This is a genomic window from Streptomyces qaidamensis (assembly GCF_001611795.1).
Lineage (GTDB): Bacteria > Actinomycetota > Actinomycetes > Streptomycetales > Streptomycetaceae > Streptomyces > Streptomyces qaidamensis.
Genome location: NZ_CP015098.1, coordinates 3,602,346 through 3,628,936, shown reverse-complemented (window position 1 = coordinate 3,628,936; position 26,591 = coordinate 3,602,346). Strand labels below are relative to the sequence as shown.

Below are 26,591 nucleotides of genomic sequence, written 5' to 3'. Positions count from 1 at the left end.
GTGGAACGTCGAGGGGAGCGGGGAGTGTGTCGGGCACGCTGTTGGGTGTCTGAGGGAATGAACTTCCTCAGTCGCCGGCCCCAGTGAACTCGCCTGTGAGGGCGGGGTGATGGGTGGCTGGTCGTTGTTTGAGAACTGCACAGTGGACGCGAGCATCTGTGGCCAAGTTTTTAAGGGCGCACGGTGGATGCCTTGGCACCAGGAACCGATGAAGGACGTGGGAGGCCACGATAGTCCCCGGGGAGTCGTCAACCAGGCTTTGATCCGGGGGTTTCCGAATGGGGAAACCCGGCAGTCGTCATGGGCTGTCACCCGCTGCTGAACACATAGGCAGTGTGGAGGGAACGCGGGGAAGTGAAACATCTCAGTACCCGCAGGAAGAGAAAACAACCGTGATTCCGGGAGTAGTGGCGAGCGAAACCGGATGAGGCTAAACCGTATACGTGTGAGACCCGGCAGGGGTTGCGTATGCGGGGTTGTGGGATCTCTCTTCTGTTGTCTGCCGGCAACAGGACGAGTCAGAAACCGTTGATGTAGGCGAAGGACATGCGAAAGGTCCGGCGTAGAGGGTAAGACCCCCGTAGTCGAAACATCAGCGGCTCGTTTGAGAGACACCCAAGTAGCACGGGGCCCGAGAAATCCCGTGTGAATCTGGCGGGACCACCCGCTAAGCCTAAATATTCCCTGGTGACCGATAGCGGATAGTACCGTGAGGGAATGGTGAAAAGTACCGCGGGAGCGGAGTGAAATAGTACCTGAAACCGTGTGCCTACAAGCCGTGGGAGCGTCGGATGGAAGCTTGCTTCCATCTCGTGACTGCGTGCCTTTTGAAGAATGAGCCTGCGAGTTTGCGGTGTGTTGCGAGGTTAACCCGTGTGGGGAAGCCGTAGCGAAAGCGAGTCCGAATAGGGCGTTTCAGTAGCACGCTCAAGACCCGAAGCGGAGTGATCTAGCCATGGGCAGGTTGAAGCGGAGGTAAGACTTCGTGGAGGACCGAACCCACCAGGGTTGAAAACCTGGGGGATGACCTGTGGTTAGGGGTGAAAGGCCAATCAAACTCCGTGATAGCTGGTTCTCCCCGAAATGCATTTAGGTGCAGCGTCGTGTGTTTCTTGCCGGAGGTAGAGCACTGGATAGGCGATGGGCCCTACCGGGTTACTGACCTTAGCCAAACTCCGAATGCCGGTAAGTGAGAGCGCGGCAGTGAGACTGTGGGGGATAAGCTCCATGGTCGAGAGGGAAACAGCCCAGAGCATCGACTAAGGCCCCTAAGCGTACGCTAAGTGGGAAAGGATGTGGAGTCGCAGAGACAACCAGGAGGTTGGCTTAGAAGCAGCCACCCTTGAAAGAGTGCGTAATAGCTCACTGGTCTAGTGATTCCGCGCCGACAATGTAGCGGGGCTCAAGCGTACCGCCGAAGTCGTGTCATTCACACAATAGGGCCAACGCCTGTGTGGATGGGTAGGGGAGCGTCGTGTGCCGGGTGAAGCAGCACCGGAAGGTAGTTGTGGACGGTTCACGAGTGAGAATGCAGGCATGAGTAGCGATACACACGTGAGAAACGTGTGCGCCGACTGACTAAGGGTTCCTGGGTCAAGCTGATCTGCCCAGGGTAAGTCGGGACCTAAGGCGAGGCCGACAGGCGTAGTCGATGGATAACCGGTTGATATTCCGGTACCCGCTGTGAAGCGTCAAACATCGAGCATCGTGATGCTAAGGCCGTGAAGCCGTTCCGGACCCTTCGGGGAAAGGAAAGTGGTGGAGCCGCTGAACCAAGCGGTTAGTAGGTGAGTGATGGGGTGACGCAGGAAGGTAGTCCATCCCGGGCGGTGGTTGTCCCGGGGTAAGGGTGTAGGCCGTGATCCAGGTAAATCCGGATCACATGAGGCTGAGACCTGATGCCGAGCCGATTGTGGTGAAGTGGATGATCCTATGCTGTCGAGAAAAGCCTCTAGCGAGTTTCATGGCGGCCCGTACCCTAAACCGACTCAGGTGGTCAGGTAGAGAATACCGAGGCGTTCGGGTGAACTATGGTTAAGGAACTCGGCAAAATGCCCCCGTAACTTCGGGAGAAGGGGGGCCACGTCTGGTGATCCGTTTTACACGGTGAGCTGGGGGTGGCCGCAGAGACCAGCGAGAAGCGACTGTTTACTAAAAACACAGGTCCGTGCGAAGCCGTAAGGCGATGTATACGGACTGACGCCTGCCCGGTGCTGGAACGTTAAGGGGACCGGTTAGCTCAGATTCGTCTGGGCGAAGCTGAGAACTTAAGCGCCAGTAAACGGCGGTGGTAACTATAACCATCCTAAGGTAGCGAAATTCCTTGTCGGGTAAGTTCCGACCTGCACGAATGGCGTAACGACTTCTCGACTGTCTCAACCATAGGCCCGGTGAAATTGCACTACGAGTAAAGATGCTCGTTTCGCGCAGCAGGACGGAAAGACCCCGGGACCTTTACTACAGTTTGATATTGGTGTTCGGTTCGGCTTGTGTAGGATAGCTGGGAGACTGTGAACTCTGGACGCCAGTTCAGGGGGAGTCGTCGTTGAAATACCAGTCTGGTCGTGCTGGATGTCTAACCTGGGTCCGTGATCCGGATCAGGGACAGTGTCTGATGGGTAGTTTAACTGGGGCGGTTGCCTCCTAAAGAGTAACGGAGGCGCCCAAAGGTTCCCTCAGCCTGGTTGGCAATCAGGTGTTGAGTGTAAGTGCACAAGGGAGCTTGACTGTGAGACCGACGGGTCGAGCAGGGACGAAAGTCGGGACTAGTGATCCGGCGGTGGCTTGTGGAAGCGCCGTCGCTCAACGGATAAAAGGTACCCCGGGGATAACAGGCTGATCTTCCCCAAGAGTCCATATCGACGGGATGGTTTGGCACCTCGATGTCGGCTCGTCGCATCCTGGGGCTGGAGTCGGTCCCAAGGGTTGGGCTGTTCGCCCATTAAAGCGGTACGCGAGCTGGGTTTAGAACGTCGTGAGACAGTTCGGTCCCTATCCGCTGTGCGCGTAGGAATATTGAGAAGGGCTGTCCCTAGTACGAGAGGACCGGGACGGACGAACCTCTGGTGTGCCAGTTGTCCTGCCAAGGGCATGGCTGGTTGGCTACGTTCGGGAGGGATAACCGCTGAAAGCATCTAAGCGGGAAGCCTGCTTCGAGATGAGTATTCCCACCTCCTTGAGAGGGTAAGGCTCCCAGTAGACGACTGGGTTGATAGGCCGGATATGGAAGCACGGTAACGTGTGGAGTTGACCGGTACTAATAGGCCGAGGGCTTGTCCTCAGTTGCTCGCGTCCACTGTGTTGGTTCTGAAACCACGAACAGCCCCATGCCATGGTCACGGTATGGTGTGGCATGGTTCGACAGTTTCATAGTGTTTCGGTGGTTATAGCGTAGGGGAAACGCCCGGTTACATTCCGAACCCGGAAGCTAAGCCTTACAGCGCCGATGGTACTGCAGGGGGGACCCTGTGGGAGAGTAGGACGCCGCCGAACAATTCTTAGGGAAACCCCCGCATCTTCGGATGCGGGGGTTTTCTGCGTTTGGGCCCCCTTTCGGGGGCTCGTTGTTTTACAACCGTCCGGCCGTCTTCAATGCCAGGTACGCGTCCGCCAGCGCCGGCGCCAGGTTGTCCGGGGTGGCGTCGACGACCGTGACACCGTGGCGGCGGAGTTGTTCTGCTGTGCGGTGACGTTCTGACTGGGCCTGGGCTGCTGCTGCGGCCTCGTAGACGGCGTCGGCATTGCCGCGGGCTGTGGCCATTTCAGTGATGTGCGGGTCTGCCACCGACGCCAGCAGGACAGTGTGCCGCTGGGTGAGCTGAGTGAGGACCGGAAGCAGGCCCTCTTCGATGGGGGCGGCGTCCAGCGTGGTGAGCAGGACGATCAGGGAGCGGCGGGGAGACGTACGGAGAGTGGTCGCCGTGAGGCCTCGGGCGTCCGTTTCGACGAGCTCCGGTTCCAGCATGGCCATGGTGTTGACCAGGGCGGGAAGGACATCGCCTGCCGTGCGGCCCTGAACGAGGGCGCGGACCTTGCGGTCGTACGCGAGAAGGTCCACACGGTCGCCGGCGCGGGAGGCGAGCGCCGCGAGGAGGAGGGCCGCGTCCATGGAGGCGTCGAGGCGTGGTGCGTCACCCACGCGGCCGGCCGAGGTACGGCCGGTGTCGAGGACCAAGAGGATGTGGCGATCTCGCTCGGGGCGCCAGGTGCGTACGGCGACGGTGGTCCGGCGGGCTGTGGCGCGCCAGTCGATGGAGCGGGTGTCGTCACCGGGAACGTACTCGCGCAGGCTGTCGAACTCCGTGCCCTCGCCGCGGGTGAGGACGCTGGTGCGGCCGTCCAGTTCGCGGAGGCGGGCCAGTTTGGAGGGGAGGTGCTTGCGGCTGGTGAACGGCGGCAGGACGCGGACCGTCCAGGGGGCCCGGTGGGTGCCCTGGCGGGAGAAGAGGCCTAGGGGGCCGTAAGAGCGGATGGTGACGCGGTCGGCCTGGCGGTCGCCGCGGCGGGTGGGACGGAGACGGGTGGTCACGCGGCGGCGTTCGCCCGGGGGGACCGTGAGGCGGTGGCGGGAGGCCGTTGTCTCCGTGCCGGGCTGCCAGCTGCTGGGGGGCCAGGCGTCGCGGAGTCGGGCGCGGAGGGGGCGGCGGGACGGATTGGTGATGGTCAGGGTCACGTCTGCCGTGTCGCCGAGGCGTACGGAGGTGTCACCCGAGCGGGTCAGGCCGAGTCGGCGTACGGGGGCGGCCAGCGCGAAGTCGCAGGCGCAGGCCACGGCCAAGGGGGCGTTGACCGCGAGGATGCCCGTCCAGCTGGGCTCCCAGATACCGACGGGGAGGGAACCCAGGGCCGCGAGGAGGGCGGTGCGTCCGGTGAGTGCCATCAGCGGGGGACGGGGACGTGGGCGAGGATCGCGTTGATGACGGAGTCGGCCGTCACGCCTTCCATTTCGGCCTCCGGGCGGAGTTGCACGCGGTGGCGGAGGGTGGGGAGGGCGAGGGCTTTCACGTCGTCGGGGATGACGTAGTCGCGGCCGGTCAGCCAGGCCCAGGCGCGGGCGGTGGCCAGGAGGGCCGTGGCGCCTCGGGGGGAGACGCCGAGGGTGAGGGAGGGCGACTCGCGGGTCGCGCGGCAGAGATCGACGACGTAGGCGGTGATCTCCGGGGAGATCGTCGTCTTGGCGACGGCGGCTCGGGCCGCTTCCAGGTCGGCCGGGCCCGCCACCGGGCGTACGCCGGCGGCCTTGAGGTCGCGGGGGTTGAAGCCCTCGGCGTGGCGGGTGAGGACGTCGATCTCGTCCTGGCGGGAGGGGAGGGGGATGGTGAGTTTGAGGAGGAAGCGGTCCAGCTGGGCTTCCGGGAGGGGGTAGGTGCCCTCGTACTCGACCGGGTTCTGGGTCGCTGCGACCAGGAACGGGTCGGGCAGGGGGCGGGGGGTGCCGTCGACGGTGACCTGGCGTTCCTCCATGGCTTCGAGGAGGGACGACTGGGTCTTGGGGGGCGTGCGGTTGATCTCGTCGGCGAGGAGGAGGTTGGTGAAGACGGGGCCGGGCTGGAAGGAGAACTCGGCGCTGCGGGTGTCGTAGACCAGGGAGCCGGTCACGTCGCTCGGCATGAGGTCGGGGGTGAACTGGACGCGCTTGGTGTCGAGTTCGAGGGCGGAGGCGAGGGCGCGGACCAGGAGGGTCTTGGCGACGCCGGGGACGCCTTCGAGGAGGACGTGGCCGCGGCAGAGCAGGGCGACGACGAGGCCGGTGACGGCGGGGTCCTGGCCGACCACGGCCTTGGCGATCTCGGCGCGCAGGGCCTCCAGGGCGTCGCGGGCGGTGCCCGGGTCCCCGGTCTGCCCGGCGTTGTCAGTGGTCGGGTCCATCATGGACGGCGTACCTCTCTTTCGAGGGCGTCGAGTCGGTCGGCGAGTGCGATGAGTGCTGCGTCGTCGCTGGGCGGTGGTCCGAAGAGGAGGGATTGCTGGTCCTGGCCGTTGCCGTCGCCGTGGAGGTGGGCGGACAGGGCGGGGAGCAGGGCCTCGGGCGTGTGCGCCTGGGTGACGGGGACGCCTATGAGGGGGGCGAGGCGGGTGCGGGTGGTGGAGCGAAGAGCGTCGGCCGCGCGGTCGCGGGCGTCGGTCTTGCGGTAGAGGCGGGCGCGGCCTTCGGCGGTTTCGGAGGCGCGGATCGCGACGGGGAGTTTTTCGGGCACGAGGGGGCCGAGCCGGCGTGCCCTCCAGAGGGCGGCCAGGGCCGCGGCGATGAAGAGCTGCAGGGTGCCCCAGAGCCAGCCCGAGGGGAGCAGGTCGAAGAAGCTGCGTTCGTCGTCGGGGTTGGTGGCCGACGCGTCGGAGAGGGAGGGGAGGTACCAGACCAGATGGGGGCGGGAGCCGAGGAGTTGGAGGGCGAGCGAGGCGTTGCCCTGCTCGTCGAGGTGGTCGTTGAGGAGGATGTCGGGCGCGCCCAGGGCGATGGTGTCGCCGTCCCCTGTGCCGTCCGGGATGCGCAGCAGGGTGGCCAGGCGTTCGCTGGGGTAGCACGCGTCGGCGCCGAGGTGAGTGGTGGTGTAGCGGACGCCGCCCGTGTCGGCGGTGCCGGCGCGCTGGGCGGCGGGCAGGGCGCAGTCGGGGGAGAGCGTCGAGTCGAGGCTGGTGGCGGGGTCGGCGGTGACGCCGGGGGCGAGTCGTTCGATGGAGGCGCTGCCGGAGGCGACCAGGACGGTGCGGCCGCGGGAGTCGGCGAACGCGTTGTGGAGCCGGGTCTGCTGAGTGGGGGTCAGCAGGTCGGGGGTGGCGACCAGGAGGGTCGTGTCCGGGCCGGCCGCGGTGGCTGCCTCGTCCAGGGTGGTGACCACGCGGGTGTCCACGCCCCGGTCGGCGAGGAGTTCGGCGATGGCGCGGCTGCCGCCCGGGTCGGCGGAGCGCGGGTCGAGTTCGCCGTGGCGGGCATCGGAGCGGATGACGGCGATGGCGACGGCTCCCGCGAGGAGTACCACGAGGGCGAGTGCGATACCGCGCGCGCGGGTCCACACCTGGCGGGCGGTGGGCGAGGCCGAGGTGGACGTGAGGGTGGCCTCGGTGGTCATTCGGCGGCTCCCTGGCGGGTGTTGGGGGCCGTGGTGGCGCTGCTCGTCGCGAGCTGGGGCTTGGTGCGTTCCAGGTCGCGGTCGAGTTCCGCGATGCGGTGGTACGACTGTTCGGTCGCCGAGCGGCCGCCGTATGTGACGTCGTCGAAGTCGCGGGCGGCTGTGCGCAGTCGGTCGGTGTGGGCGGGCAGGGCCCGGCCGGCTTCGGCTGCGGCCTCGTCGGCGGTGCGGCCGGGGCGGACGTCGAGGAGGGCGCGTTCCTCCAGGGCGCGGACGAGGGCGCGCATGCGTTCCTGGACGGCCTGGTTCCAGTGGCCCTGGGCGGCGTGTGCCTCGGCGGTGGCGCGGTGGTCTGCGGCACTGCGGGGGCGGTCGTCGAACAAGGTTGCGGACGAGGTGGGTTGGCGGTGCGGGGCGCCCAGGCGCCACCACAGGGCGGCGAGGACGGCGATGACGGCCAGGATGATGACGATCAGGCCGAGTGTGCCGCCGGGGGTGGCGGTCGAGGCGGCGTTGAAGAGTTTGCCGAGCCAGTCCCAGAAGGCGTCGAGGGCGCGCTGGAACAGGCTGGGGTCGTTCTCGTGGTACATGCGCTTGGACAGCTCGCGCCGGGCCGCCTCGCGCGCAGGGTCGCGCGGGGTGGTGAGGGGCGGCTCGTCGGCGGAGCGGGCCGGCGACAGCAGGGAGCTGTCGCCGGCGCTCAGCAGCGTCCGTATGCCGGCGCGTGGCAGCGCCGTTGTGAGAAGTTCCCCCGCCCGGCTCACCGCATCAGCTCCCCGGGGTGGCGCCGGGGGCGGTGGAGCCGTAGCCCTGGACGCCGGCGGCGCGGGCCAGTTCGAGGTCGAGGGCCTCGCGGCGGATGCGCTGGTCGATGTAGAGGAGCACGGTGACGCCGGCCGTGATCGGGAACGTGATCATGGAGCCGATCACCGAGCCGATGCCGCTGATGATGAGGAACGTCCAGCCGAGGCTTCCGACACCGGTGCTGAGCCAGCCGGTGAGGCCGTCGCCGCTGAGGGCCGCGGCGAGGAGGGTGAAGGGGATGACGATGATCGAGGCGACGACGCTCGCGATGAGCGCGGCGAGCAGCTGGATGCCGAAGATCCGCCACCAGGTGCCCTGGACGAGCTTCGCGGAGCGGCTCATGGCCTTCTTGATGCCCTGCTTCTCCAGCATGAGGGCGGGAGAGGCGAGGGAGAAGCGGATGGCCAGCCACAGGGCGACGATGCCGGCGCCGATGATGCCGAGGACGGTGAGGGCGACGCCTGGACCGTTGCTCCCGGCGATGGTCACGAGGAGGCCGGGCAGGGCTCCCACGGTGACGACGCCGACGGTGATGAGCAGCAGCACGCAGATGAGGCCGAACAGTTTGAGGACCTGGGGGCGCCCGTCGCGCCAGGCCTCGCCGATGGTCACCGACTTGCCGAGTACGGCGCGGCTGGTGACGGTGGTGAGCAGGGCGGTCGCGATGACGGTGCCGACCAGGGAGATCACGAAGACGACGCTGGAGTTGAGCATGGCGTCGCCCATGGCGCGGCTCAGTTCGCTGAGGGTGGCGCTGGGGTCGTTGAGGGCTTCGGTGCTGGAGTCGTTCAGGACGAGGCCCTGGAACAGGACGACGATGAGCTCGGTGAGGACGGCGACGGTCAGGGAGATGCCCAGGACCGTGCGCCAGTAGGTGCGCATGGTGGAGACCGCGCCGTCGAGGATCTCGCCCACGCCGAGCGGGCGGAGCGGGATGATGCCGGGCTTGGCGGCGGGCGGGGGGCCGCCCCAGCCGCTTCCCCAGCCGCCGTGAGTTCCGGGCGCGCCGTATCCGCCGTGGCCTGCGGGGCCGTAGCCGCCGGGGGGCTGATTGCCCCAGCCCGGGCCGGGGGGGGGGGGCGGGGGCGCCTGGCCCGGGGCGGCCGGGCCGCTGGGGGCGGACCACTGAGCCGGTGGCGGCTGCTCCTTGGACCACTGCGGGCCGCCGGGGCCCTGCGGGGCCTGGCCGGGCTGGGCCGGCTGGTCCGCGGGCTGTGCGGGGGCGGGGCGGTCGGTGGGCTCGGCAGGGCCGGACTGGTCCGGCTTCTGCCCGTCGGACGGGGCGGATCCGGGCGAGGCCCAGCCCGGAGTGTCGTTCATCGTCGCTCCTTCACGGTGCCCGTCCGCGGTCGCGGCGGCAGGTTGGCAGCCATCGTGCCATGGGGTGGTCTTGGAGTGACCGGCCGCGGTATGGGCTGCGTACCTTCAATTGTCCGCTCGAAAGGGGGCAGACTGACGACATGGCTGATCAGTACGCGCACAGCGGCGATGACAAACGGCCGACCGAGATCCCGGCGATCCGCTGGGAAGAGCCACCGGAAGGCCCGGTTCTGGTCCTGCTGGACCAGACGAGGCTGCCGGCCGAGGAGGTCGAACTGGTCTGTACGGACGCATCCGCACTGGTGGAGGCGATCCGCTCGCTGGCGGTGCGTGGGGCGCCGCTGCTCGGCATCGCGGGGGCCTACGGCGTCGCGCTCGCCGCCGTGCGGGGCTTCGACGTGGACGAGGCGGCGGCCGCGCTGGCGGGTGCCCGGCCGACGGCGGTGAACCTGGCCGTGGGTGTGCGACGGGCCCAGTCGGCGCACGAGGCGGCGCTTGCCAAGGGCGGGGACGTCCGGCAGGCGGCCGCGGCGGCGCTGGCCGCGGCGCGGCAGCTGCACCGGGAGGACGCCGAGGCCAGTGGGCGGATGGCCGAGCACGGGCTGGCGCTGCTGGACGAGTTGCTGCCCGGTGGCGGGCACCGGATTCTCACCCACTGCAACACCGGTTCGCTGGTGTCGGGCGGAGAGGGGACGGCGTTCGCCGTGGCGCTCGCGGCGCACCGCACGGGTCGGCTGCGGCGGCTGTGGGTGGACGAGACGCGGCCGCTGCTGCAGGGCGCTCGCCTGACGGCGTACGAGGCGGCTCGCAGCGGGATGGCGTACACGCTGCTCACCGACAACGCGGCGGGGTCGCTGTTCGCCGCGGGGGAGGTGGACGCGGTGCTGATCGGGGCGGACCGCATCACGGCGGACGGTTCGGTGGCGAACAAGGTCGGGAGCTATCCGCTGGCGGTGCTGGCGCGGTACCACCATGTGCCGTTCATCGTGGTGGCGCCGGTGACGACGGTGGATCTGGACACGGCGGACGGGGCGTCCGTCGAGGTGGAGCAGCGTCCCGGGCACGAGGTGACCGAGGTGACGGCGCCGCAGGTGCCGGTGGTCGGTGCGGAGGCGGGGGGTGGAATTCCGGTGGCGCCGCTGGGGACGCAGGCGTACAACCCGGCGTTCGACGTGACTCCGGCCGAGCTGGTGACGGCGATCGTCACGGAGGAGGGTGCTGTTTCGCCTGTGACGTCAGAGGCACTCGCCGAGATGTGTGCGCGGTCACGCCGGGTGGCGGCGGGCTGAGCTGGGGCGCTGCGCGGGGTGCCCGGGGCGGCGGCGGGCTCCGGCATCCTCGCGTCTCAGCCCTGCTGGAGATCATCTACGGGCCGGCGAGGGCAGACAGTAGCGCTTGCTGCGACTATGGTCACTGGCCGGTGACCTACCTCACCACTGCCTTCGCCACCGTTATGAGAATGGGATGATGTCGTTTATGAAGGGACGAGTCCTTGTCGTCGACGACGACACCGCACTGGCCGAGATGCTCGGCATCGTGCTGCGTGGTGAGGGTTTCGAGCCGTCGTTCGTGGCCGACGGTGACAAGGCGCTGGCCGCGTTCCGTGAGGCCAAGCCCGACCTGGTGCTGCTCGATCTGATGCTGCCCGGCCGTGACGGCATCGAGGTGTGCCGCCTGATCAGGGCGGAGTCGGGTGTGCCGATCGTGATGCTGACGGCGAAGAGCGACACGGTCGACGTCGTCGTCGGCCTGGAGTCGGGCGCCGACGACTACATCGTGAAGCCGTTCAAGCCGAAGGAGCTGGTGGCCCGGATCCGGGCGCGGCTGCGGAGGTCGGAGGAGCCCGCTCCGGAGCAGCTCGCCATCGGTGACCTGGTCATCGATGTGGCGGGGCACTCCGTGAAGCGGGACGGGCAGTCGATCGCGCTGACGCCGCTGGAGTTCGACCTGCTGGTCGCGCTCGCGCGCAAGCCGTGGCAGGTGTTCACGCGCGAGGTGCTGCTGGAGCAGGTCTGGGGCTACCGGCACGCGGCGGACACGCGGCTGGTCAACGTCCATGTGCAGCGGCTGCGCTCCAAGGTCGAGAAGGACCCGGAGAAGCCGGAGATCGTGGTGACCGTCCGTGGTGTCGGATACAAGGCAGGGCCGAGCTGACATGTCCGGCGACAGTGCCGCTTCGGCGCCCGGCCGGTCCGGGGCCCGCCCGGAGCGGCCTGTCGGGCGGAAGAAGCCCGGCTCCCGCTGGGGACGGTTCCTGGAGAGCGGGCTGCTGCTCCAGGGCGGAGTCCAGGGCAGCCCGGTCATCCGCCTGTTCATGCGGTGGGTGCGCCGGCCCTTGCTGCCCGTCATGCGGCTGTGGCGGCGCAACATCCAGCTCAAGGTCGTCGTCACGACGCTGCTGATGTCGCTGGGCGTGGTGCTGCTGCTGGGCTTCGTCGTCATCGGGCAGGTGCGCAACGGCCTGCTGGACGCCAAGGTGAAGGCGTCCCAGAGCCAGGCCACGGGCGGGTTCGCGGTGGCCAAACAGCGAGCCGACGACGCGGCGAGCGGCACCGGCGACGACGGCACCACGTCGGTCGGGCGTCCCGCGCAGAACGTCACCCCGTGGATGAGCGACCTCGTCTCCTCGCTGTCCAGCGGCGGCCAGGGCGCCTTCGACGTCGTGACGCTCCCGGCCACCGACGCGGACGGGGCGGGCGGCCGCGGGCAGCGTGCCTCCGGTGAGGTGGACTGGAACCGGAGCGTGCCCGCTGACCTGCGTGAGCGGATCGGCCACAGTACGACGGCCGCGCAGAGCTACACCCGCATCACCTACAACAACCCGACCAAGGACTCCCAGCCGGGGCTGGTCATCGGCCAGCAGGTGGACGACCCCAACGGCGACCCGTACCAGCTGTACTACCTCTTCCCGCTCACCCAGGAGGAGAAGTCGCTGAGCCTGGTCAAGGGCACGCTGGCGACCGCCGGGCTGTTCGTCGTCGTGCTGCTGGGGGCCATCGCCTGGCTCGTCGTGCGGCAGGTCGTCACGCCGGTGCGGATGGCGGCGGGGATCGCCGAGCGGCTGTCGGCCGGGCGGCTCCAGGAGCGTATGAAGGTCACCGGCGAGGACGACATCGCGCGGCTCGGCGAGGCCTTCAACAAGATGGCGCAGAACCTCCAGCTGAAGATCAGCCAGCTGGAGGACCTGTCGCGGATGCAACGCCGGTTCGTGTCGGACGTGTCGCACGAGCTGCGGACGCCGCTGACGACCGTACGGATGGCCGCGGACGTCATCCACGAGGCGCGGGTGGACTTCGACCCGATCACCGCGCGGTCGGCGGAGCTGCTCGCCGATCAGCTGGACCGGTTCGAGTCGCTGCTCGCGGACCTGCTGGAGATCAGCCGGTTCGACGCGGGCGCCGCGGCGCTGGAGGCGGAGCCGATAGACCTCAGGGACGTCGTACGGCGAGTGGTCAGCGGGGCCGAGCCGCTCGCGGAGCGCAAGGGCACGCGGATCCGCATCCTCGGCGACCAGCAACCCGTCGTCGCCGAGGCCGACGCCCGGCGCGTGGAGCGGGTGCTGCGCAACCTCGTGGTCAACGCCGTCGAGCACGGCGAGGGTCAGGACGTCGTCGTCAAGCTCGCCGCTGCGGGCGGTGCGGTCGCCGTGGCGGTGCGGGACTACGGCGTCGGGCTCAAGCCGGGCGAGGCGACCCGTGTGTTCAGCCGCTTCTGGCGGGCCGACCCGGCACGCGCGCGTACCACGGGTGGTACGGGACTGGGGCTGTCCATCGCCCTGGAGGACGCGCGGCTGCACGGCGGCTGGCTGCAGGCCTGGGGCGAGCCGGGCGGCGGTTCGCAGTTCCGGCTGACGCTGCCCAGGACCGCCGACGAGCCGCTGCGGGGCTCCCCGATACCGCTGGAGCCCAAGGACTCCCGGCGCAACCGCGGTCTCGACGACGCCGGTCTGCCGTGCGGCGGCGGGGACGGTGAGAAGCGGGCGACCGTGCCGGCGCAGCCGGTGAGCGGGCCGGTGTCGCAAGGGGCGAAGCGGGACCCGATACCGCCGCGGAGCGCCCCTACGGCCGATCCGACGGCGCTGCCCGGCAATGGTTCACGTGTGGTGCCCAGGCCTGCCTCGGGCACGCGCCGGCAGGACGAATCGGCGGGGGCGGAGCAGCGGGCTCCCGGCGACGGCGCGGTTCGCCCGGAGAGGGCCGGGCGCGAAGGTGGTGCCGAGGGCCGGGCCGGACGGGATCCGGTCGTGAACGGGCCCCGGGACGAGGACGACCACTCCGCGGGAACGGGCAGCCGGGCGACCGGGCCCGGGGACGTGGACAGGCAAGGGGAGGCATCTCGTGGGCGCTGACCGCGAGGGGCGCGGCCGGCGCAGGCCCGCGCGCGTGATGGCGTACGCCGCCGGTGGCGTTCTGGTGCTGGCGGGGTGTGCCTCGATGCCGGACAGCGGGGATCTGCGGGGCGTGGAGTCCACACCGCGCCAGGAGACCCAGGTGCAGGTGTTCGCCGTGCCGCCGGGGGAGGACGCGTCGCCCTCGGAGATCGTGCAGGGCTTCCTGGAGGCGCTCACCAGCGACGATCCGCGGTACAAGACCGCACGGCAGTACCTGACCGGCGACGCCGCGAAGACGTGGCGGCCCGAGGCGTCCGCCACGGTGCTGACGGACGGGCCGGGTGCCAAGCCCGAGCCCGGCGGCGGCGGGGAGGCCACCGGCGAGATCTCGTACATGCTGACCGGCACCAAGGTCGCCACCGTCGATGCCCAGCAGGCGTACGCGCCCGCGACCGGGGCGTACGGCAGGAGCGTGCACCTGACGCAGGACGACAAGCGGCAGTGGCGGATCGACGCGCTGCCGCAGGGCGTCGTCATCGGCGAGTCGGACTTCCAGCGCAACTACATGTCGGTCGGCAAGTACTACTTCGCCTCGAACACCGATGCGGCCGGATCGAAGTCACGGCCCACGGCGGTCGCCGACCCCATCTACGTGCGCCGGCGCGTGGAGCCCATGACGCAGATAGTGAGTTCCCTGCTCAGCGGGCCCACGCGGTGGCTCGGACCTGTGGTCAGATCGAGCTTTCCCACTGGTACGGCGCTGGCGAAGAACGCCGGCGCGCTGACGCCGGACGACCGGAGCAAGCTGACGGTCCCGCTCAACGACAAGGCCGCGGGTATCGGCACGAACCGGTGCGAGGAGATGGCCGCCCAGATGCTCTTCACGCTGCGCAACCTCAGCCCCGCGGTGGACGAGGTCGAGCTGCGGGCCGGAGGGGCGGAGCTGTGCTCGCTCACGCAGGAGGGGGCCGATTCGACGGCCTCCCGCAGCTCGGCGCGGCACCCCGACTACCTGTACTTCGTCGACGGCAAGCACCGGCTCGTACGGATCGCCGCGGGCAGCAGCGGCAACGAGCCCGATCCGGCGCCGGGGGCCCTCGGCGAGGGTGACACGGCGCTGCGGTCGGTGGCGGTGTCCCGTGACGAGCACACCGCGGCCGGCGTCAGCCTCGACGGCCGGTCGCTGTACGTGGGCTCGCTCGTCTCGGGCGGTTCGCTGGGCGAGCCGGTGCTGCGCAGCCAGGGCCGGTCCGAGAAGGACCGGCTGACGCCTCCCAGCTGGGACGCGGACGACGGCCTGTGGGTGGCCGACCGCGACCCCGACCGTCCCCGGCTGCTCCTCTTCGAGGAGGGCAAGGGCGATCCGGTGGAGGTGCGCGTGCCGCACCTGGACGGGCGGGTCCAGTCCGTGCGGGTCGCCGCCGACGGGGTGCGGATCGCGCTCGTGGTGGAGAAGGGCGGCAAGAAGACCCTGCTCATCGGGCTGATCGAGCGGGACGAGAAGCCGGGTGAGAAGCCGGCCGTCAGGGTGGTGGAACTGCGCTCCGCGACGCCGGAGTTGGAGGAGGTCACCACCATGTCGTGGGCCGGGGACAGCCGGCTCGTGGTGGTCGGGCGCGAGCACGGGGGCGTCGAGCAGATGCGATACGTCCAGGTCGACGGCTCCACGCCGGACGTGCCGGCGCCCGCCGCTCTGACCGGCGTCAAGGAGGTCACCGCCGCCCAGGACGACCAGCTGCCGCTGGTGGCGTACTCGGTGGACGGCATCGTCCGCCTGCCGTCGGGCGAGCAGTGGCAGAAGGTGACGGAGGGGACGGCGCCGGTCTATCCGGGCTGAGCTGTGAACGCCCCGGCGGCAGGTGTGGCCGCGGTGCCGGGCATGAGCGGCCGCTCCTGCCGAGGCCGGACTCGGCAGGAGCGGCCGCCGGCGTTCAGGGGGCGTCGGCCGCCGGTGTTCAGGCGTGGGCGGGGCTGGTGCTCGTCGCCTCCGGCTTGTGGTCTTCTGCGGCGCTGCGGGGCGTCACTCGTGTGGGGACGAGCCGGTGGCGGGGGCGGGAAGTTGTCCACAGGCGGTCGCCCACGGTTGTCCACAGGGGTGGCCGGTCCGGGCCCGCAGGGGCACAGTGGTGGCCATGCGGGGGTGGTGGCAGGACCTGACCGACCTGGTGCTGCCGGGCGAGTGCGGAGGCTGCGGGGTGCCTCGTACGGTGCTGTGCGCCCGGTGCCGTGCGGTGCTGGGCGGAAGTGCGGTGCGGCGGGCGAGGCCGGTGCCGGAGCCGCCCGGGCTGCCCGCGGTGCACGCGGCGGCCCGGTACGCGGACGAGGTCCGGGCGACGCTGCTGGCCCACAAGGAACGGGGCGCCCTGGCGCTCGCCGGACCGCTCGGAGTGGCGCTGGCGGAAGCTGTACAGGCGGGGCTCAGGGACGCCCGGGCTCCGGCGCGGGCCGAAGGGGCCCGGCCCCCGGGCAGCAGGGCTCCTGCGCTGCTTGTGCCGGTGCCGTCCGGGCGGCGGGCCGTGCGGGCCCGGGGGCATGACCCGGCGCGGCGGATCGCGCTCGCGGCAGCGGGTGAGCTGCGGCGAAGGGGGCTTCCGGCCCGGGTGGCCGGCGTGCTGCGGCAGCGCCGGGCCGTGGCCGACCAGTCGGGGCTCAACTCACGGCAGCGGCTGGACAATCTCGCGGGCGCGCTGGCAGTGGCTCCAGGCGGCGCCCGGCTGCTCTCGGGAGGACCGGTCGTCCTCGTCGACGACGTGATGACCACCGGTGCCTCCCTGGCGGAGGCCGCGCGTGCCGTGCGGGCGGCCTCGGGCGGGCGGCGAACCGCTTTCGGGGTGACGGGGCCGATTCCGAACGCCTCATGGACTTCGGCCGTGTATGCGGGAGAGACGTGGGAAAGCAGAGAGGAACAGAACGTCGGATCAACGCGAGAGAGGACGGGCCGGCGGCCCGCCCGGCAGGTGAACGCGGGCGCGGGCAACGTCGGCGGAGTCGTCGAGGTGGTGTGCGCTGCAGTCGTCGCGGCAACACCGGATTCTTTCGAAATAAACCGGAACTGACTGAGATCTTGTGTCGTTGCAGGTAACGAGAGGGCCTATTCACCTGAACGGAGGTACGCCGCAGTAGAGGGTGACGACATCCGTCCAGGCGAGATATGTTCGGTTGAGAGGGAAAGCCGCAGGCCACACCTCTCGAATCCGAATGCCGTGCTGCGAGTTCTTCTTCATCACTCGCGCCGGTGGAGTGGAGATCTCGCTCGCGGGGGAGGAGGTGGAAGTCACCGAGTCCGAGGTTCCGGGACTCACCGGAGCCTGGTGCAAAAGGGAGACGCTCCGCACCGCAGCGGAGCGATCCGGGAACGGAGTTCTGCGTGGACATCGTCGTCAAGGGCCGCAAGACCGAGGTGCCCGAGCGGTTCCGGAAGCACGTGGCCGAGAAGCTGAAGCTGGAGAAGATCCAGAAGCTCGATGGCAAGGTGATCAGCCTCGACGTCGAGGTGTCCAAGGAGCCCAACCCCCGGCAGGCCGACCGCTGTGACCGAGTGGAGATCACGCTCCGCTCCCGCGGCCCGGTGATCCGGGCGGAGGCAGCGGCGAGCGATCCGTACGCGGCGCTCGACCTGGCGGCGGAAAAGCTGGAAGCCCGGCTGCGCAGGCAGCACGACAAGCGGTACTCGCGCCGTGGCGCGCGCCGGATCCCGGCCGCCGAGGTCGCCGACCACGTCCCGGGCGTGGCGACGCTCAACGGAAACGGCCTGGTGCCGGCTCCCGAGGAGGAGCCCGAGGCCGTACCCACGAAGAAGATCGGCTCGCTGGAAGTTCAGGGTGACGGCCCCATCGTCGTCCGCGAGAAGACCCACGTCGCAGCCCCCATGACCCTCGACCAGGCTCTCTACGAGATGGAGCTGGTCGGGCACGACTTCTACCTGTTCGTCGACTCCGAGACCAAGGAACCGAGTGTCGTCTACCGACGGCACGCCTATGACTACGGTGTGATCCACCTCAGCACGGACACGATGGTCACCCAGGCGCACGCCCCCGACGCGGGCGGTGCGCTCGGCGGCTGACCGTGCCGGCCGACAGCGGAACAGGTGCCCCTGGAGCGCGTGTGCGCCCCCAGGGGCACCCCCGTGCGACCACTTCGCGCCCCGCTCCGGCACCCCGGTGCCGTCCGGGCATGAAATCATGGTGGCCACGGCCCAACCGGTGGGTCGTTGCTCTGGGTTGGCGATGGCTCAGGACCTCAGGCCACAGCCTTCAGGGGGAGGAACGATGGCGGACAGCTTCGGACCGATGCGTGACGGGGATGCCAACGACGGCGTCGTCGGCATGGGCCCGGACTCGGGGACTCCACGCAAGGAACCGATCAGAGTCCTTGTGGTGGACGACCACGCCTTGTTCCGCCGGGGCCTGGAGATCGTGCTCGCGGCCGAGGAGGACATCCAGGTCATCGGGGAGGCGGGCGACGGCGCCGAGGCCGTGGAGAAGGCCGCCGACCTGCTGCCCGACATCGTCCTGATGGACGTGCGGATGCCCAAGCGGGGCGGGATCGAGGCGTGCACCTCCATCAAGGAGGTGGCACCCAGCGCGAAGATCATCATGCTGACGATCAGCGACGAGGAAGCCGATCTCTACGACGCCATCAAGGCGGGAGCGACCGGCTATCTGCTGAAGGAGATCTCCACGGACGAGGTGGCCACCGCCATTCGCGCGGTGGCCGACGGGCAGTCGCAGATCAGCCCGTCCATGGCGTCGAAACTGCTCACCGAGTTCAAGTCGATGATCCAGCGCACGGACGAACGCCGACTGGTGCCCGCGCCGCGCCTGACCGACCGCGAACTGGAAGTGCTCAAGCTCGTCGCGACGGGAATGAACAACCGTGACATCGCCAAGGAGTTGTTCATCTCCGAGAACACCGTGAAGAACCACGTCCGCAACATCCTGGAGAAGCTGCAACTGCACTCCAGGATGGAAGCGGTGGTGTACGCGATGCGGGAGAAGATCCTCGAGATCCGCTAGGACGCGGTCTCAGCCGAGAAGGCGGGCGAGTTCCTGCGTCAGGGGCTCGCGCAGCTCCGGGGTGTCGACCCGTTCCACGCGGGCGTCCGTGCAGTCCACCCACGTCGCCGCCTCGGCCAGGGCCTGGGCGACGGCCGGGACGGCCTTCGGGCCCTCCAGGGTGACTTGCTTGGCCACCAGCGTGCGGCCCTCGCGGGCCGGGTCCACGCGGCCGACCAGCCGGCCGCCGGCCAGGACCGGCATCGCGAAGTAGCCGTGGATGCGCTTCTGTTTGGGGACGTAGGCCTCAAGGCGGTGCGTGAATCCGAAGATCCGTTCCGTGCGCGCCCGCTCCCAGATCAGGGAGTCGAAGGGCGACAGAAGTGTCGTGCGGTGGCGGCCGCGCGGGGGCGTCTCCAGAGCCGCGGGATCGGCCCAGGCCGGCTTGCCCCAGCCCTCGACCGAGACCGGGACCAGGCCCGACTCGGCGATCACCGCGTCGACCTGCTCGCCCTTGAGGCGGTGGTAGTCGGCGATGTCCGCGCGGGTGCCCACCCCCAGGGACCGGCCCGCCAGGCCGACCAGACGGCGCAGGCACTCGGTGTCGTCCAGCTCGTCGTGCAGCAGATCGTCGGGCACGGCGCGCTCGGCGAGGTCGTAGACGCGCTTCCAGCCGCGGCGCTCCACGCAGACCACCTCGCCGTACATCAGGGCCCGTTCCACCGCGACCTTGGAGCCGGACCAGTCCCACCAGTCGTTCGTCTTCTTCGCGCCGCCCAACTCCGTCGCCGTGAGGGGGCCTTCGGAGCGGAGCTGCTTGATGACCTGGTCGTAAACGCCGTCGGGCAGGTCATGGTTCCAGTGCGGGCGGTTGCGGTAGGCGCGGCGTCGGAAGGCGAAGTGGGGCCACTCCTCGATGGGGAGGATGCAGGCGGCGTGGGACCAGTACTCGAAGGAGTGCGTGTCCTGCCAGTAGGCGTCCTCGACCGCTCTGCGGCCGACCGCGCCCAGCCTCGCGTACGGGACGAGTTCATGGGAGCGGGCCAGGACCGAGATGGTGTCGAGCTGTATCGCGCCCAGGTGGCGGAGGATGCCACGGACACCGGAGCGGCGGTCGGGCGCGCCGATGAAGCCCTGGGCGCGGAGCGCGATTCTGCGGGCCTCGTCCGCGGAGAGGTCTGCGAGGGGGCGAGGGGTGGTCATGGTCGCAGCGTAGGGGGTGGGACTGACAACGGGGGTGGCCTGCGGGTTCGCCGGGACGGCCGGGCAGGTCAGCGGGCCGGCAGGTACGGGGCCGTCGACGGCAGGCCCAGGTCCGAGGGGAGCAGCGAGCCCACCCAGGTGTCCCGTCGTACTCCCTTGTTGTTGGTCGCGGAGCGCAGCGTGCCCTCGATCGTGAAGCCCGCTCGTTCCGCCACCGCGCGGGAGGCCCGGTTGCCCACCTCGGCGCGCCATTCGACGCGGTCGAGTGCGGCGCGGGTGAAGGACCACCGGCAGGCGGTGCGGGCGGCCTCGGTGACGTAGCCGTTGGCGCGGTGCTGCTTGGCGGCCCAGAAGCCGATCTCGCCCATGCCGAGAGCGCGCATCGTGATGCCGAGCATGCCCGCCAGTTCCCCGGAGTGCAGGAAGACGCCGAAGGTGAACATGGAGCCGTCGCTCCAGCCGTCAGGGACCAGTTGCTCGGTGAAGCTCTGGGCGTGCTCGCGCAGATAGGGCGAGGGGATCGTGGTCCAGCGCTGGATGTCGGGGTCCTGGCAGGCCTCGTACACCGCGTCGGTGTCCTGGGGCCCCACCGTGCGCAGCAGGAGACGGTCCGTGGTGAGGGTGACGGGTTCCATCGGGCGATTCTGCTCGGAGGCCGGCCGCGATGTCTTGTGTTTGCCCTCGGTGAAGAAGTGATCACAGGTTGTGCGATTCGTTGGAGGGGTGCGGCACTATCCGCGGGGGCCGGACGTTGTCCCTTTGAAGCAGGCGTGAATCTCGACGCAGACGTGAATCAGAATCGAAGCAGCGGACGGTCGCCCGTCACGGCAGGCCCTCCCGGCGCGGCGGGGTCCTCGCATACGATGGCCGTTGCTCAGTAAGTCAAGTGGTAACCGACCGTCCCAGGCCCGACCGGCAAGGAGACCAACCCCCGTGTCCGTCCTCTCGAAGATCATGCGTGCAGGCGAAGGCAAGATCCTGCGCAAGCTGCACCGCATCGCGGACCAGGTCAACTCCATCGAAGAGGACTTCGTCGACCTCTCCGACGCCGAGCTGCGCGCCCTCACCGATGAGTACAAGCAGCGCTACGCCGACGGCGAGACCCTGGACGACCTGCTGCCCGAAGCGTTCGCCACCGTCCGCGAGGCCGCCAAGCGCGTCCTCGGCCAGCGTCACTACGACGTGCAGATGATGGGTGGCGCGGCCCTGCACATGGGCTACGTGGCCGAGATGAAGACCGGTGAGGGCAAGACCCTCGTCGGCACCCTGCCGGCTTACCTGAACGCCCTGTCCGGCAAGGGTGTCCACATCATCACGGTCAACGACTACCTGGCCGAGCGCGACTCCGAGATGATGGGCCGCGTCCACCGGTTCCTGGGCCTTGAGGTCGGCTGCATCCTCGCCAACATGACGCCCGCTCAGCGCCGCGAGCAGTACGCCTGCGACATCACGTACGGCACGAACAACGAGTTCGGCTTCGACTACCTGCGCGACAACATGGCGTGGTCCCAGGACGAGCTCGTCCAGCGCGGCCACAACTTCGCCATCGTCGACGAGGTCGACTCCATCCTCATCGACGAGGCCCGTACTCCGCTGATCATCTCCGGCCCGGCCGACCAGGCCACCAAGTGGTACGGGGACTTCGCCAAGCTGGTGAAGCGCCTCAAGCGCGGCGAGGCCGGCCAGCCGCTCAAGGGCATCGAGGAGACCGGCGACTACGACGTCGACGAGAAGAAGCGCACGGTCGCCATCCACGAGTCCGGTGTCGCCAAGGTCGAGGACTGGCTGGGCATCGACAACCTCTACGAGTCGGTGAACACCCCGCTGGTGGGCTACCTGAACAACGCCATCAAGGCCAAGGAGCTCTTCAAGAAGGACAAGGACTACGTCATCATCGACGACGAGGTCATGATCGTCGACGAGCACACCGGACGTATCCTCGCGGGCCGCCGCTACAACGAGGGCATGCACCAGGCGATCGAGGCCAAGGAAGCGGTGCCGATCAAGGACGAGAACCAGACGCTCGCCACGATCACCCTCCAGAACTTCTTCCGCCTCTACAAGCGACACGACCACAACGAGAAGGAACAGCCCGGCCTCTGCGGCATGACCGGTACGGCCATGACCGAGGCCGCCGAGTTCCACCAGATCTACAAGCTCGGCGTGGTGCCCATCCCGACGAACCGGCCGATGGTCCGCAAGGACCAGTCGGACCTGATCTACCGGACCGAGGTCGCCAAGTTCGAGGCGGTCGTCGACGACATCGAGGAGAAGCACCGCAAGGGGCAGCCGATCCTGGTCGGCACGACCTCCGTCGAGAAGTCCGAGTACCTCTCGCAGCAGCTCAGCAAGCGCGGCATCCAGCACGAGGTGCTGAACGCCAAGCAGCACGACCGGGAAGCGACGATCGTCGCCCAGGCCGGCCGCAAGGGCGCCGTCACGGTGGCCACGAACATGGCCGGCCGTGGTACGGACATCAAGCTCGGCGGCAACCCCGAGGACCTCGCCGAGGCGGAGCTGCGCCAGCGCGGCCTCGACCCCGAGGAGCACATCGAGGAGTGGGCGCACGCCCTGCCCGAGGCGCTCAAGCGGGCCGAGAAGGCCGTCCAGACCGAGAAGGACGAGGTCGAGAAGCTCGGCGGGCTCTATGTGCTGGGCACCGAGCGGCACGAGTCGCGGCGGATCGACAACCAGCTGCGCGGTCGTTCCGGCCGTCAGGGCGACCCGGGCGAGTCCCGCTTCTACCTCTCCCTCGGCGATGACCTGATGCGCCTGTTCAAGGCCCAGATGGTCGAGCGCGTGATGTCGATGGCGAACGTCCCGGACGACGTGCCGATCGAGAACAAGATGGTCACGCGCGCGATCGCCTCCGCCCAGTCGCAGGTCGAGCAGCAGAACTTCGAGACGCGTAAGAACGTCCTGAAGTACGACGAGGTCCTCAACCGTCAGCGCGAGGTCATCTACGGCGAGCGGCGCCGCGTCCTGGAGGGCGAGGACCTGCACGAGCAGGTGCAGCACTTCATGGACGACACCATCGACGCCTACGTCCAGGCCGAGACTGCCGAGGGCTTCCCCGAGGACTGGGACCTCGACCGGCTGTGGGGCGCCTTCAAGCAGCTCTACCCGTGCAACGTCTCGGTCGAGGAGCTGGAGGAGGCGGCCGGCGACCGCGCCGGGCTGACCGCCGAGTTCATCGGCGACTCCATCAAGGACGACATCCACGACCAGTACCAGGCGCGTGAGGACCAGCTCGGCTCCGAGATCATGCGGGAGCTGGAGCGCCGGGTCGTGCTGTCGGTCCTGGACCGCAAGTGGCGCGAGCACCTCTACGAGATGGACTACCTCCAGGAGGGCATCGGCCTGCGCGCCATGGCGCAGAAGGACCCGCTGGTCGAGTACCAGCGCGAGGGCTTCGACATGTTCACCGCCATGATGGAGGGCATCAAGGAGGAGTCCGTCGGCTACCTGTTCAACCTGGAGGTCCAGGTCGAGCAGCAGGTCGAGGAGGTCCCAGTCGAGGACACCAAGCCGGTGGCCGACCTGGAGAAGCAGGACGCGGTGCCGGCGCAGGCGGGCTCCCGGCCGGAGATCCGCGCCAAGGGGCTCGACGTCCCGCAGCGGCGCAACCTCCACTTCTCCGCGCCGACGGTCGACGGCGAGGGCGGCACTGTCGAGGGCGAGTTCACCGAGGACGGCGAGCCGGTGCGCTCCGAGGCCGACGGCCTGACCCGCGCGGAGCGGCGCAAGCAGGCGCGGAGCCGCGGGCGCCGCAAGAAGTGACGGTCGCCTGGACGCCGTAGCGGCTTGAAGGGCCGGACACCTGAGGGTGTCCGGCCCTTCGGCGTCGAGGGCGGTCGGCGTGGACCGCCTCAGTCGGCGGCGACGGCCTCAGTCGGCTTCCGGGCGAGGCGGACGGGGGCCGCCGAGTTCGACCGCCGTGCAGCGCCACCGGCGGTCCTGCCCGAGTTCCAGGCGGAAGGCCATGGCGCGCAACCGGTCGCCTGCACCGACACGGGCGAAGGCCTCGATGGCGCCCGGGCGGGGCTCGTAGTAGCCGATGTCACGGACGACGGGACGGGCGCCGCGCGTGCGCAGAGGGCCGCGTTCGGCCAGCCAGGCCAGCTCGTCGTAGGCGCGGCCGCGGGTGTGGCGGAGCATGGAGTGGACGGGGCGGTGGCCGCTCAGCACGGCGACGAGAAGGTCGGCGAAGAGGTCGGTGGGCAGGGGCTGGGGGATCGCCGCGGGGCGGAAACCCTGGGTCGGGACGCGGGGGGCCGTTCCGGTCTCGGCGGGGGCCGGAGCGGCGGCGTCCGTGTGTGCTGGGGTGGTGGCCGTTCCCGTGGTCCTGCGGTGTGCTGTGCGGGTCGCGGAGGGGGTCGGCGGGCGCGTGTCCGACGGGCGGGTGCGGGAGGCCCTGGCACGGGTGGAGGCCGGCGGACGTCCGCCCGCTGCCGGAGGCCGGGTCCGCCCACTCCCGGGAGAACGCGGAGGTGCTGCGCCGGCGGGCGCGGCCGGTGGGGCTTCGCGGCGGGCGGGGAAGCGGGGTTGGGTGCCCTCGGAAGGGTGCGGTGCGGTGCCGTCGAAGGTGTGCGGTGGGGTGCTGCCAAGGGTGCCGGGTGCTGTGTCCAAGGGAGGACGTGGTGCTGTGGCGCCGGCAGGTGTGCGGGGTGTGGTCCCGTCGAGGGCACGGGGCGGGGTGTCGGCCGGTGTGTGCGATGTGGTGCTGCCGGGGGTGTGGGGTGTGGTGCGGGCGGGTGTGCGTGGGGCGGCTCCGCCCGGCGTGTGGGGTGGGGTGGTGGCCGGTGTGTGCGATGTGGTGCGGCCGGGGGTGTGGGGTGTGGTGCGGGCGGGTGTGCGTGGGGCAGCTCCGGCCGGGGCGCCGGGTGTGGTGCCGCCCCCTGTACGCGGCGCGGTGCCGCCCGCGGCGCGGAGCGTCGTGTCCGCCGGTGGGAGGGGTGCCGTCGTCGAGGTGGGGCCGTGGGTGTCGGGTCGGTTGCGGGTGGGGCGGGGCGGGGTCCTGGTCATGACCTTGTGCATGGGGGGTCCCCGTTTCGTGGGCCCGGTGTGTACCGGGGAGTAACTTCGGGTGGTGATCTTGTACGGGGCCGACGGGGGCGGCGGCAAGGAAGCGCGAGGCGGGTTGTGGGCGCCGGAATGTTCACTTATCCGAGTGATGCCGGAGGCGTGGAGCCCACGAGTGCGGGGGTTCGCCGGGTGAATTCCGGGCCCGGAGTGGACGCGTCGGGCGTCACGGGGCGGGACTCGAAAGGGGACGCCCCGCACGTATCCTGAAGGCCTTCCGGAGCCTCACGGAGCCCTTCGGAGCACCCCGACCACGACCACGAAAGCGGCCAGCCCATGCGTGTCTACGTGCCCCTGACCCTCCCCGGTCTCGCCGAGGCGTACAGGACGGGCGAGCTGGGAGCCGGGCCGCTCGTCGCCTACGCCGTGACGCCGGGGCTGCGCGAGTGGTACGTCTCGGACGACACCGAGGAACTGGAGTACGCGGCGCTCGGCCGGGCCGCGCTGGCCTCGCTGCGCCTGCTGGCGGCCGAACCCGAGGCGCCGCCGCGCCGGGTCGTGATCGCCGTCGACGTGGCCGACCGGGCCGTGAGCGCGGATCCCGGCCGGGGGCCCGGTCCGGCGCCGGGCGAGGTGCGGGTCGCGGGCGCGGTGCCGTTGGGCAAGGCGGCGTCGGTGCATGTCGACGCGACGGACGCCCAGGCCGATGTGACGGCGGCCGCCGAGGCGCTGCCGGCGGCGGACGGCGGGGACGACGACGCGCAGTCCGTCGTGGACGGCGCGGAGGACCACGAGCTGCTGTGGTTCGCCACGCAGGAGATCGCGAACCTGGTCGGGCGCGGGGACTGAACCGCCCCCCCGGGGGCGCGTTGAGGCGTCGCCCTCTTGATTGTCAGTGGGGGCGGGTACGTTTTCGGGCATGGGGATGAAGACGGGCGCGCACATTGTCTGGGACTGGAACGGCACGCTGTTCCACGACATCGACGCGATCATCGGGGCGACGAACGCGGCCTTCGCCGAGCTGGGGCTGGAGCCGCTGACGCTGGAGAAGTACCGGGAGCTGTACTGCGTGCCGGTGCCCAAGTTCTACGAGCGGCTGATGGGGCGGCTGCCGACCGAGGCGGAGTGGGAGGCGATGGACGACGTCTTCCACCGGTACTACGCCGAGCACCGGACGGCGTGCGGGCTGACGGTGGGGGCCGTGGAGCTGCTGGCCGGATGGCGCTCGACGGGTCGCAGCCAGTCGATCCTGAGCATGTACGTGCACGAGGAGCTCGTCCCGCTGGTGCGCGGGTTCGGCATCGAGCCGCACTTCATACGGGTGGACGGGCGGACCGGGCCGTCGGGGGGCAGCAAGGCCGAGCACATGGTGCGGCACCTGGCGTCGCTGAGCGGGGTGGCTCCGGAGCGCACCGTGGTGATCGGGGACGCGGCGGACGACGCCGTGGCCGCGCTGCATGTAGGGGCCCGGGCCGTGCTGTACACCGGCGGGTCGCACAGCCGGGTGAGCCTGGAAGCGGTCGGCGTTCCTGTCGTGGACACGCTGGAAGAAGCGGTCGAAGAGGCGGAGCGGCTCGCGGCCTGACCGGTCCCCGGAGGTCCCCCAGACCAAAATGCGTAGCGGCACTGTGCAGAACGTCAAACTTCCGGGGCTGGTTTTGTACACATACGGCTCATGACGGAGCCCCTGTGAGGAGCGATAGCCTTGGTGGCGTGATCAGCGCGATAGTTCGCGGGGACGTCGTCGTCCCTGCCCTGCGCCCGGAGAGCACGGACGACATCCGTGACCGGGCGGCAGTCGCTGGTCTTCGCGGGCGGGACGTGCCGTCGAGGGCTCCCGGGACGCCG

18 protein-coding genes and 2 rRNA genes are annotated in these 26,591 nt (G+C 69.7%); 12 read left to right on the top strand and 8 right to left on the bottom strand.

Translation table 11 applies throughout. From position 1 onward, the window contains the following. Positions 1-160 precede the first annotated feature (160 nt). Together A4E84_RS15860 and rrf are read left to right on the top strand one after the other, a co-directional pair. Positions 161-3,280 (top strand): 23S ribosomal RNA (locus tag A4E84_RS15860). 95 nt (positions 3,281-3,375) lie between these two features. Next, positions 3,376-3,492, top strand: a 5S ribosomal RNA gene (rrf, locus tag A4E84_RS15855). A 76-nt stretch (positions 3,493-3,568) separates the two neighbouring features. Here rrf and A4E84_RS15850 read toward each other — a convergent pair. From A4E84_RS15850 to A4E84_RS15830, 5 genes are read right to left on the bottom strand one after another with little or no spacing between them, the layout of a single operon-like run. Further along, a complete protein-coding gene (locus A4E84_RS15850) occupies positions 3,569-4,879 on the bottom strand; it encodes a DUF58 domain-containing protein (RefSeq protein ID WP_062927210.1) in 1,311 nt (436 codons plus the stop codon). Then, complete coding sequence (locus A4E84_RS15845) at positions 4,879-5,868, bottom strand: AAA family ATPase (RefSeq protein WP_107308327.1); 990 nt, start codon at positions 5,866-5,868, stop codon at positions 4,879-4,881. The genes A4E84_RS15850 and A4E84_RS15845 overlap by 1 nt, the downstream gene beginning before the upstream one ends. Beyond that, positions 5,868-7,070: a DUF4350 domain-containing protein gene (locus A4E84_RS15840; protein ID WP_062927208.1), complete on the bottom strand. Its 1,203-nt coding sequence runs from the start codon at positions 7,068-7,070 to the stop codon at positions 5,868-5,870. The genes A4E84_RS15845 and A4E84_RS15840 overlap by 1 nt, the downstream gene beginning before the upstream one ends. Next, positions 7,067-7,834, bottom strand: a complete 768-nt coding sequence (locus A4E84_RS15835; protein WP_062927207.1) for a DUF4129 domain-containing protein — start codon at positions 7,832-7,834, stop codon at positions 7,067-7,069. Before A4E84_RS15835 ends, A4E84_RS15840 begins: the two co-directional genes overlap by 4 nt. Positions 7,835-7,838: 4 nt before the next feature. Beyond that, the gene (locus A4E84_RS15830) at positions 7,839-9,194 is read right to left on the bottom strand and encodes a glycerophosphoryl diester phosphodiesterase membrane domain-containing protein (RefSeq protein WP_062927206.1); all 1,356 of its coding nucleotides are present in this window, start codon (positions 9,192-9,194) and stop codon (positions 7,839-7,841) included. A 140-nt stretch (positions 9,195-9,334) separates the two neighbouring features. Between A4E84_RS15830 and mtnA the strand changes: the two genes are divergently transcribed. From mtnA to A4E84_RS15795, 7 genes are all read left to right on the top strand, one after another. Continuing rightward, on the top strand, positions 9,335-10,483 hold the full coding sequence (mtnA, locus tag A4E84_RS15825) for an S-methyl-5-thioribose-1-phosphate isomerase (RefSeq protein WP_062927205.1): 1,149 nt from the start codon (positions 9,335-9,337) through the stop codon (positions 10,481-10,483). 175 nt (positions 10,484-10,658) lie between these two features. Then, a complete protein-coding gene (mtrA, locus tag A4E84_RS15820; RefSeq protein ID WP_009188938.1) occupies positions 10,659-11,348 on the top strand; it encodes a two-component system response regulator MtrA in 690 nt (229 codons plus the stop codon). Position 11,349: 1 nt separating this feature from the next. Beyond that, positions 11,350-13,542, top strand: coding sequence for an MtrAB system histidine kinase MtrB (gene mtrB / locus A4E84_RS15815; RefSeq protein ID WP_062927204.1), 2,193 nt, complete (start codon positions 11,350-11,352; stop codon positions 13,540-13,542). After that, entirely contained in the window at positions 13,532-15,361 is a 1,830-nt protein-coding gene (locus tag A4E84_RS15810; protein ID WP_062927203.1) for an LpqB family beta-propeller domain-containing protein, read from the top strand. Before mtrB ends, A4E84_RS15810 begins: the two co-directional genes overlap by 11 nt. 295 nt (positions 15,362-15,656) lie before the next feature. After that, a complete protein-coding gene (locus tag A4E84_RS15805) occupies positions 15,657-16,580 on the top strand; it encodes a ComF family protein (RefSeq protein ID WP_062927202.1) in 924 nt (307 codons plus the stop codon). Between the two features lie 311 nt (positions 16,581-16,891). Further along, positions 16,892-17,587: a ribosome hibernation-promoting factor, HPF/YfiA family gene (gene hpf / locus A4E84_RS15800; protein WP_062927201.1), complete on the top strand. Its 696-nt coding sequence runs from the start codon at positions 16,892-16,894 to the stop codon at positions 17,585-17,587. A gap of 205 nt (positions 17,588-17,792) precedes the next feature. Continuing rightward, a complete protein-coding gene (locus A4E84_RS15795; RefSeq protein WP_062927200.1) occupies positions 17,793-18,539 on the top strand; it encodes a response regulator in 747 nt (248 codons plus the stop codon). A gap of 9 nt (positions 18,540-18,548) precedes the next feature. Here A4E84_RS15795 and A4E84_RS15790 read toward each other — a convergent pair whose 3' ends face one another. Further along, a complete protein-coding gene (locus A4E84_RS15790; RefSeq protein ID WP_062927199.1) occupies positions 18,549-19,721 on the bottom strand; it encodes a winged helix-turn-helix domain-containing protein in 1,173 nt (390 codons plus the stop codon). A gap of 68 nt (positions 19,722-19,789) precedes the next feature. Then, a complete protein-coding gene (locus A4E84_RS15785) occupies positions 19,790-20,356 on the bottom strand; it encodes a GNAT family N-acetyltransferase (protein WP_062927198.1) in 567 nt (188 codons plus the stop codon). A gap of 298 nt (positions 20,357-20,654) precedes the next feature. On the opposite strand from A4E84_RS15785, the gene secA reads away from it, so the two are divergent. Beyond that, positions 20,655-23,501 (top strand): preprotein translocase subunit SecA, encoded by a 2,847-nt coding sequence (gene secA, locus A4E84_RS15780; RefSeq protein WP_062927197.1) that lies wholly within the window; start codon positions 20,655-20,657, stop codon positions 23,499-23,501. Between the two features lie 108 nt (positions 23,502-23,609). On the opposite strand, the gene A4E84_RS45765 is transcribed toward secA, so the two are convergent. Then, on the bottom strand, positions 23,610-23,879 hold the full coding sequence (locus A4E84_RS45765; RefSeq protein WP_062927196.1) for an Rv3235 family protein: 270 nt from the start codon (positions 23,877-23,879) through the stop codon (positions 23,610-23,612). A 1,200-nt stretch (positions 23,880-25,079) separates the two neighbouring features. On the opposite strand from A4E84_RS45765, the gene A4E84_RS15770 reads away from it, so the two are divergent. Both A4E84_RS15770 and A4E84_RS15765 read left to right on the top strand, forming a co-directional pair. Beyond that, positions 25,080-25,592 (top strand): DUF6912 family protein, encoded by a 513-nt coding sequence (locus tag A4E84_RS15770; protein ID WP_062927195.1) that lies wholly within the window; start codon positions 25,080-25,082, stop codon positions 25,590-25,592. Between the two features lie 70 nt (positions 25,593-25,662). Next, positions 25,663-26,328, top strand: a complete 666-nt coding sequence (locus tag A4E84_RS15765) for an HAD family hydrolase (RefSeq protein ID WP_062927194.1) — start codon at positions 25,663-25,665, stop codon at positions 26,326-26,328. Positions 26,329-26,591: the final 263 nt, after the last annotated feature.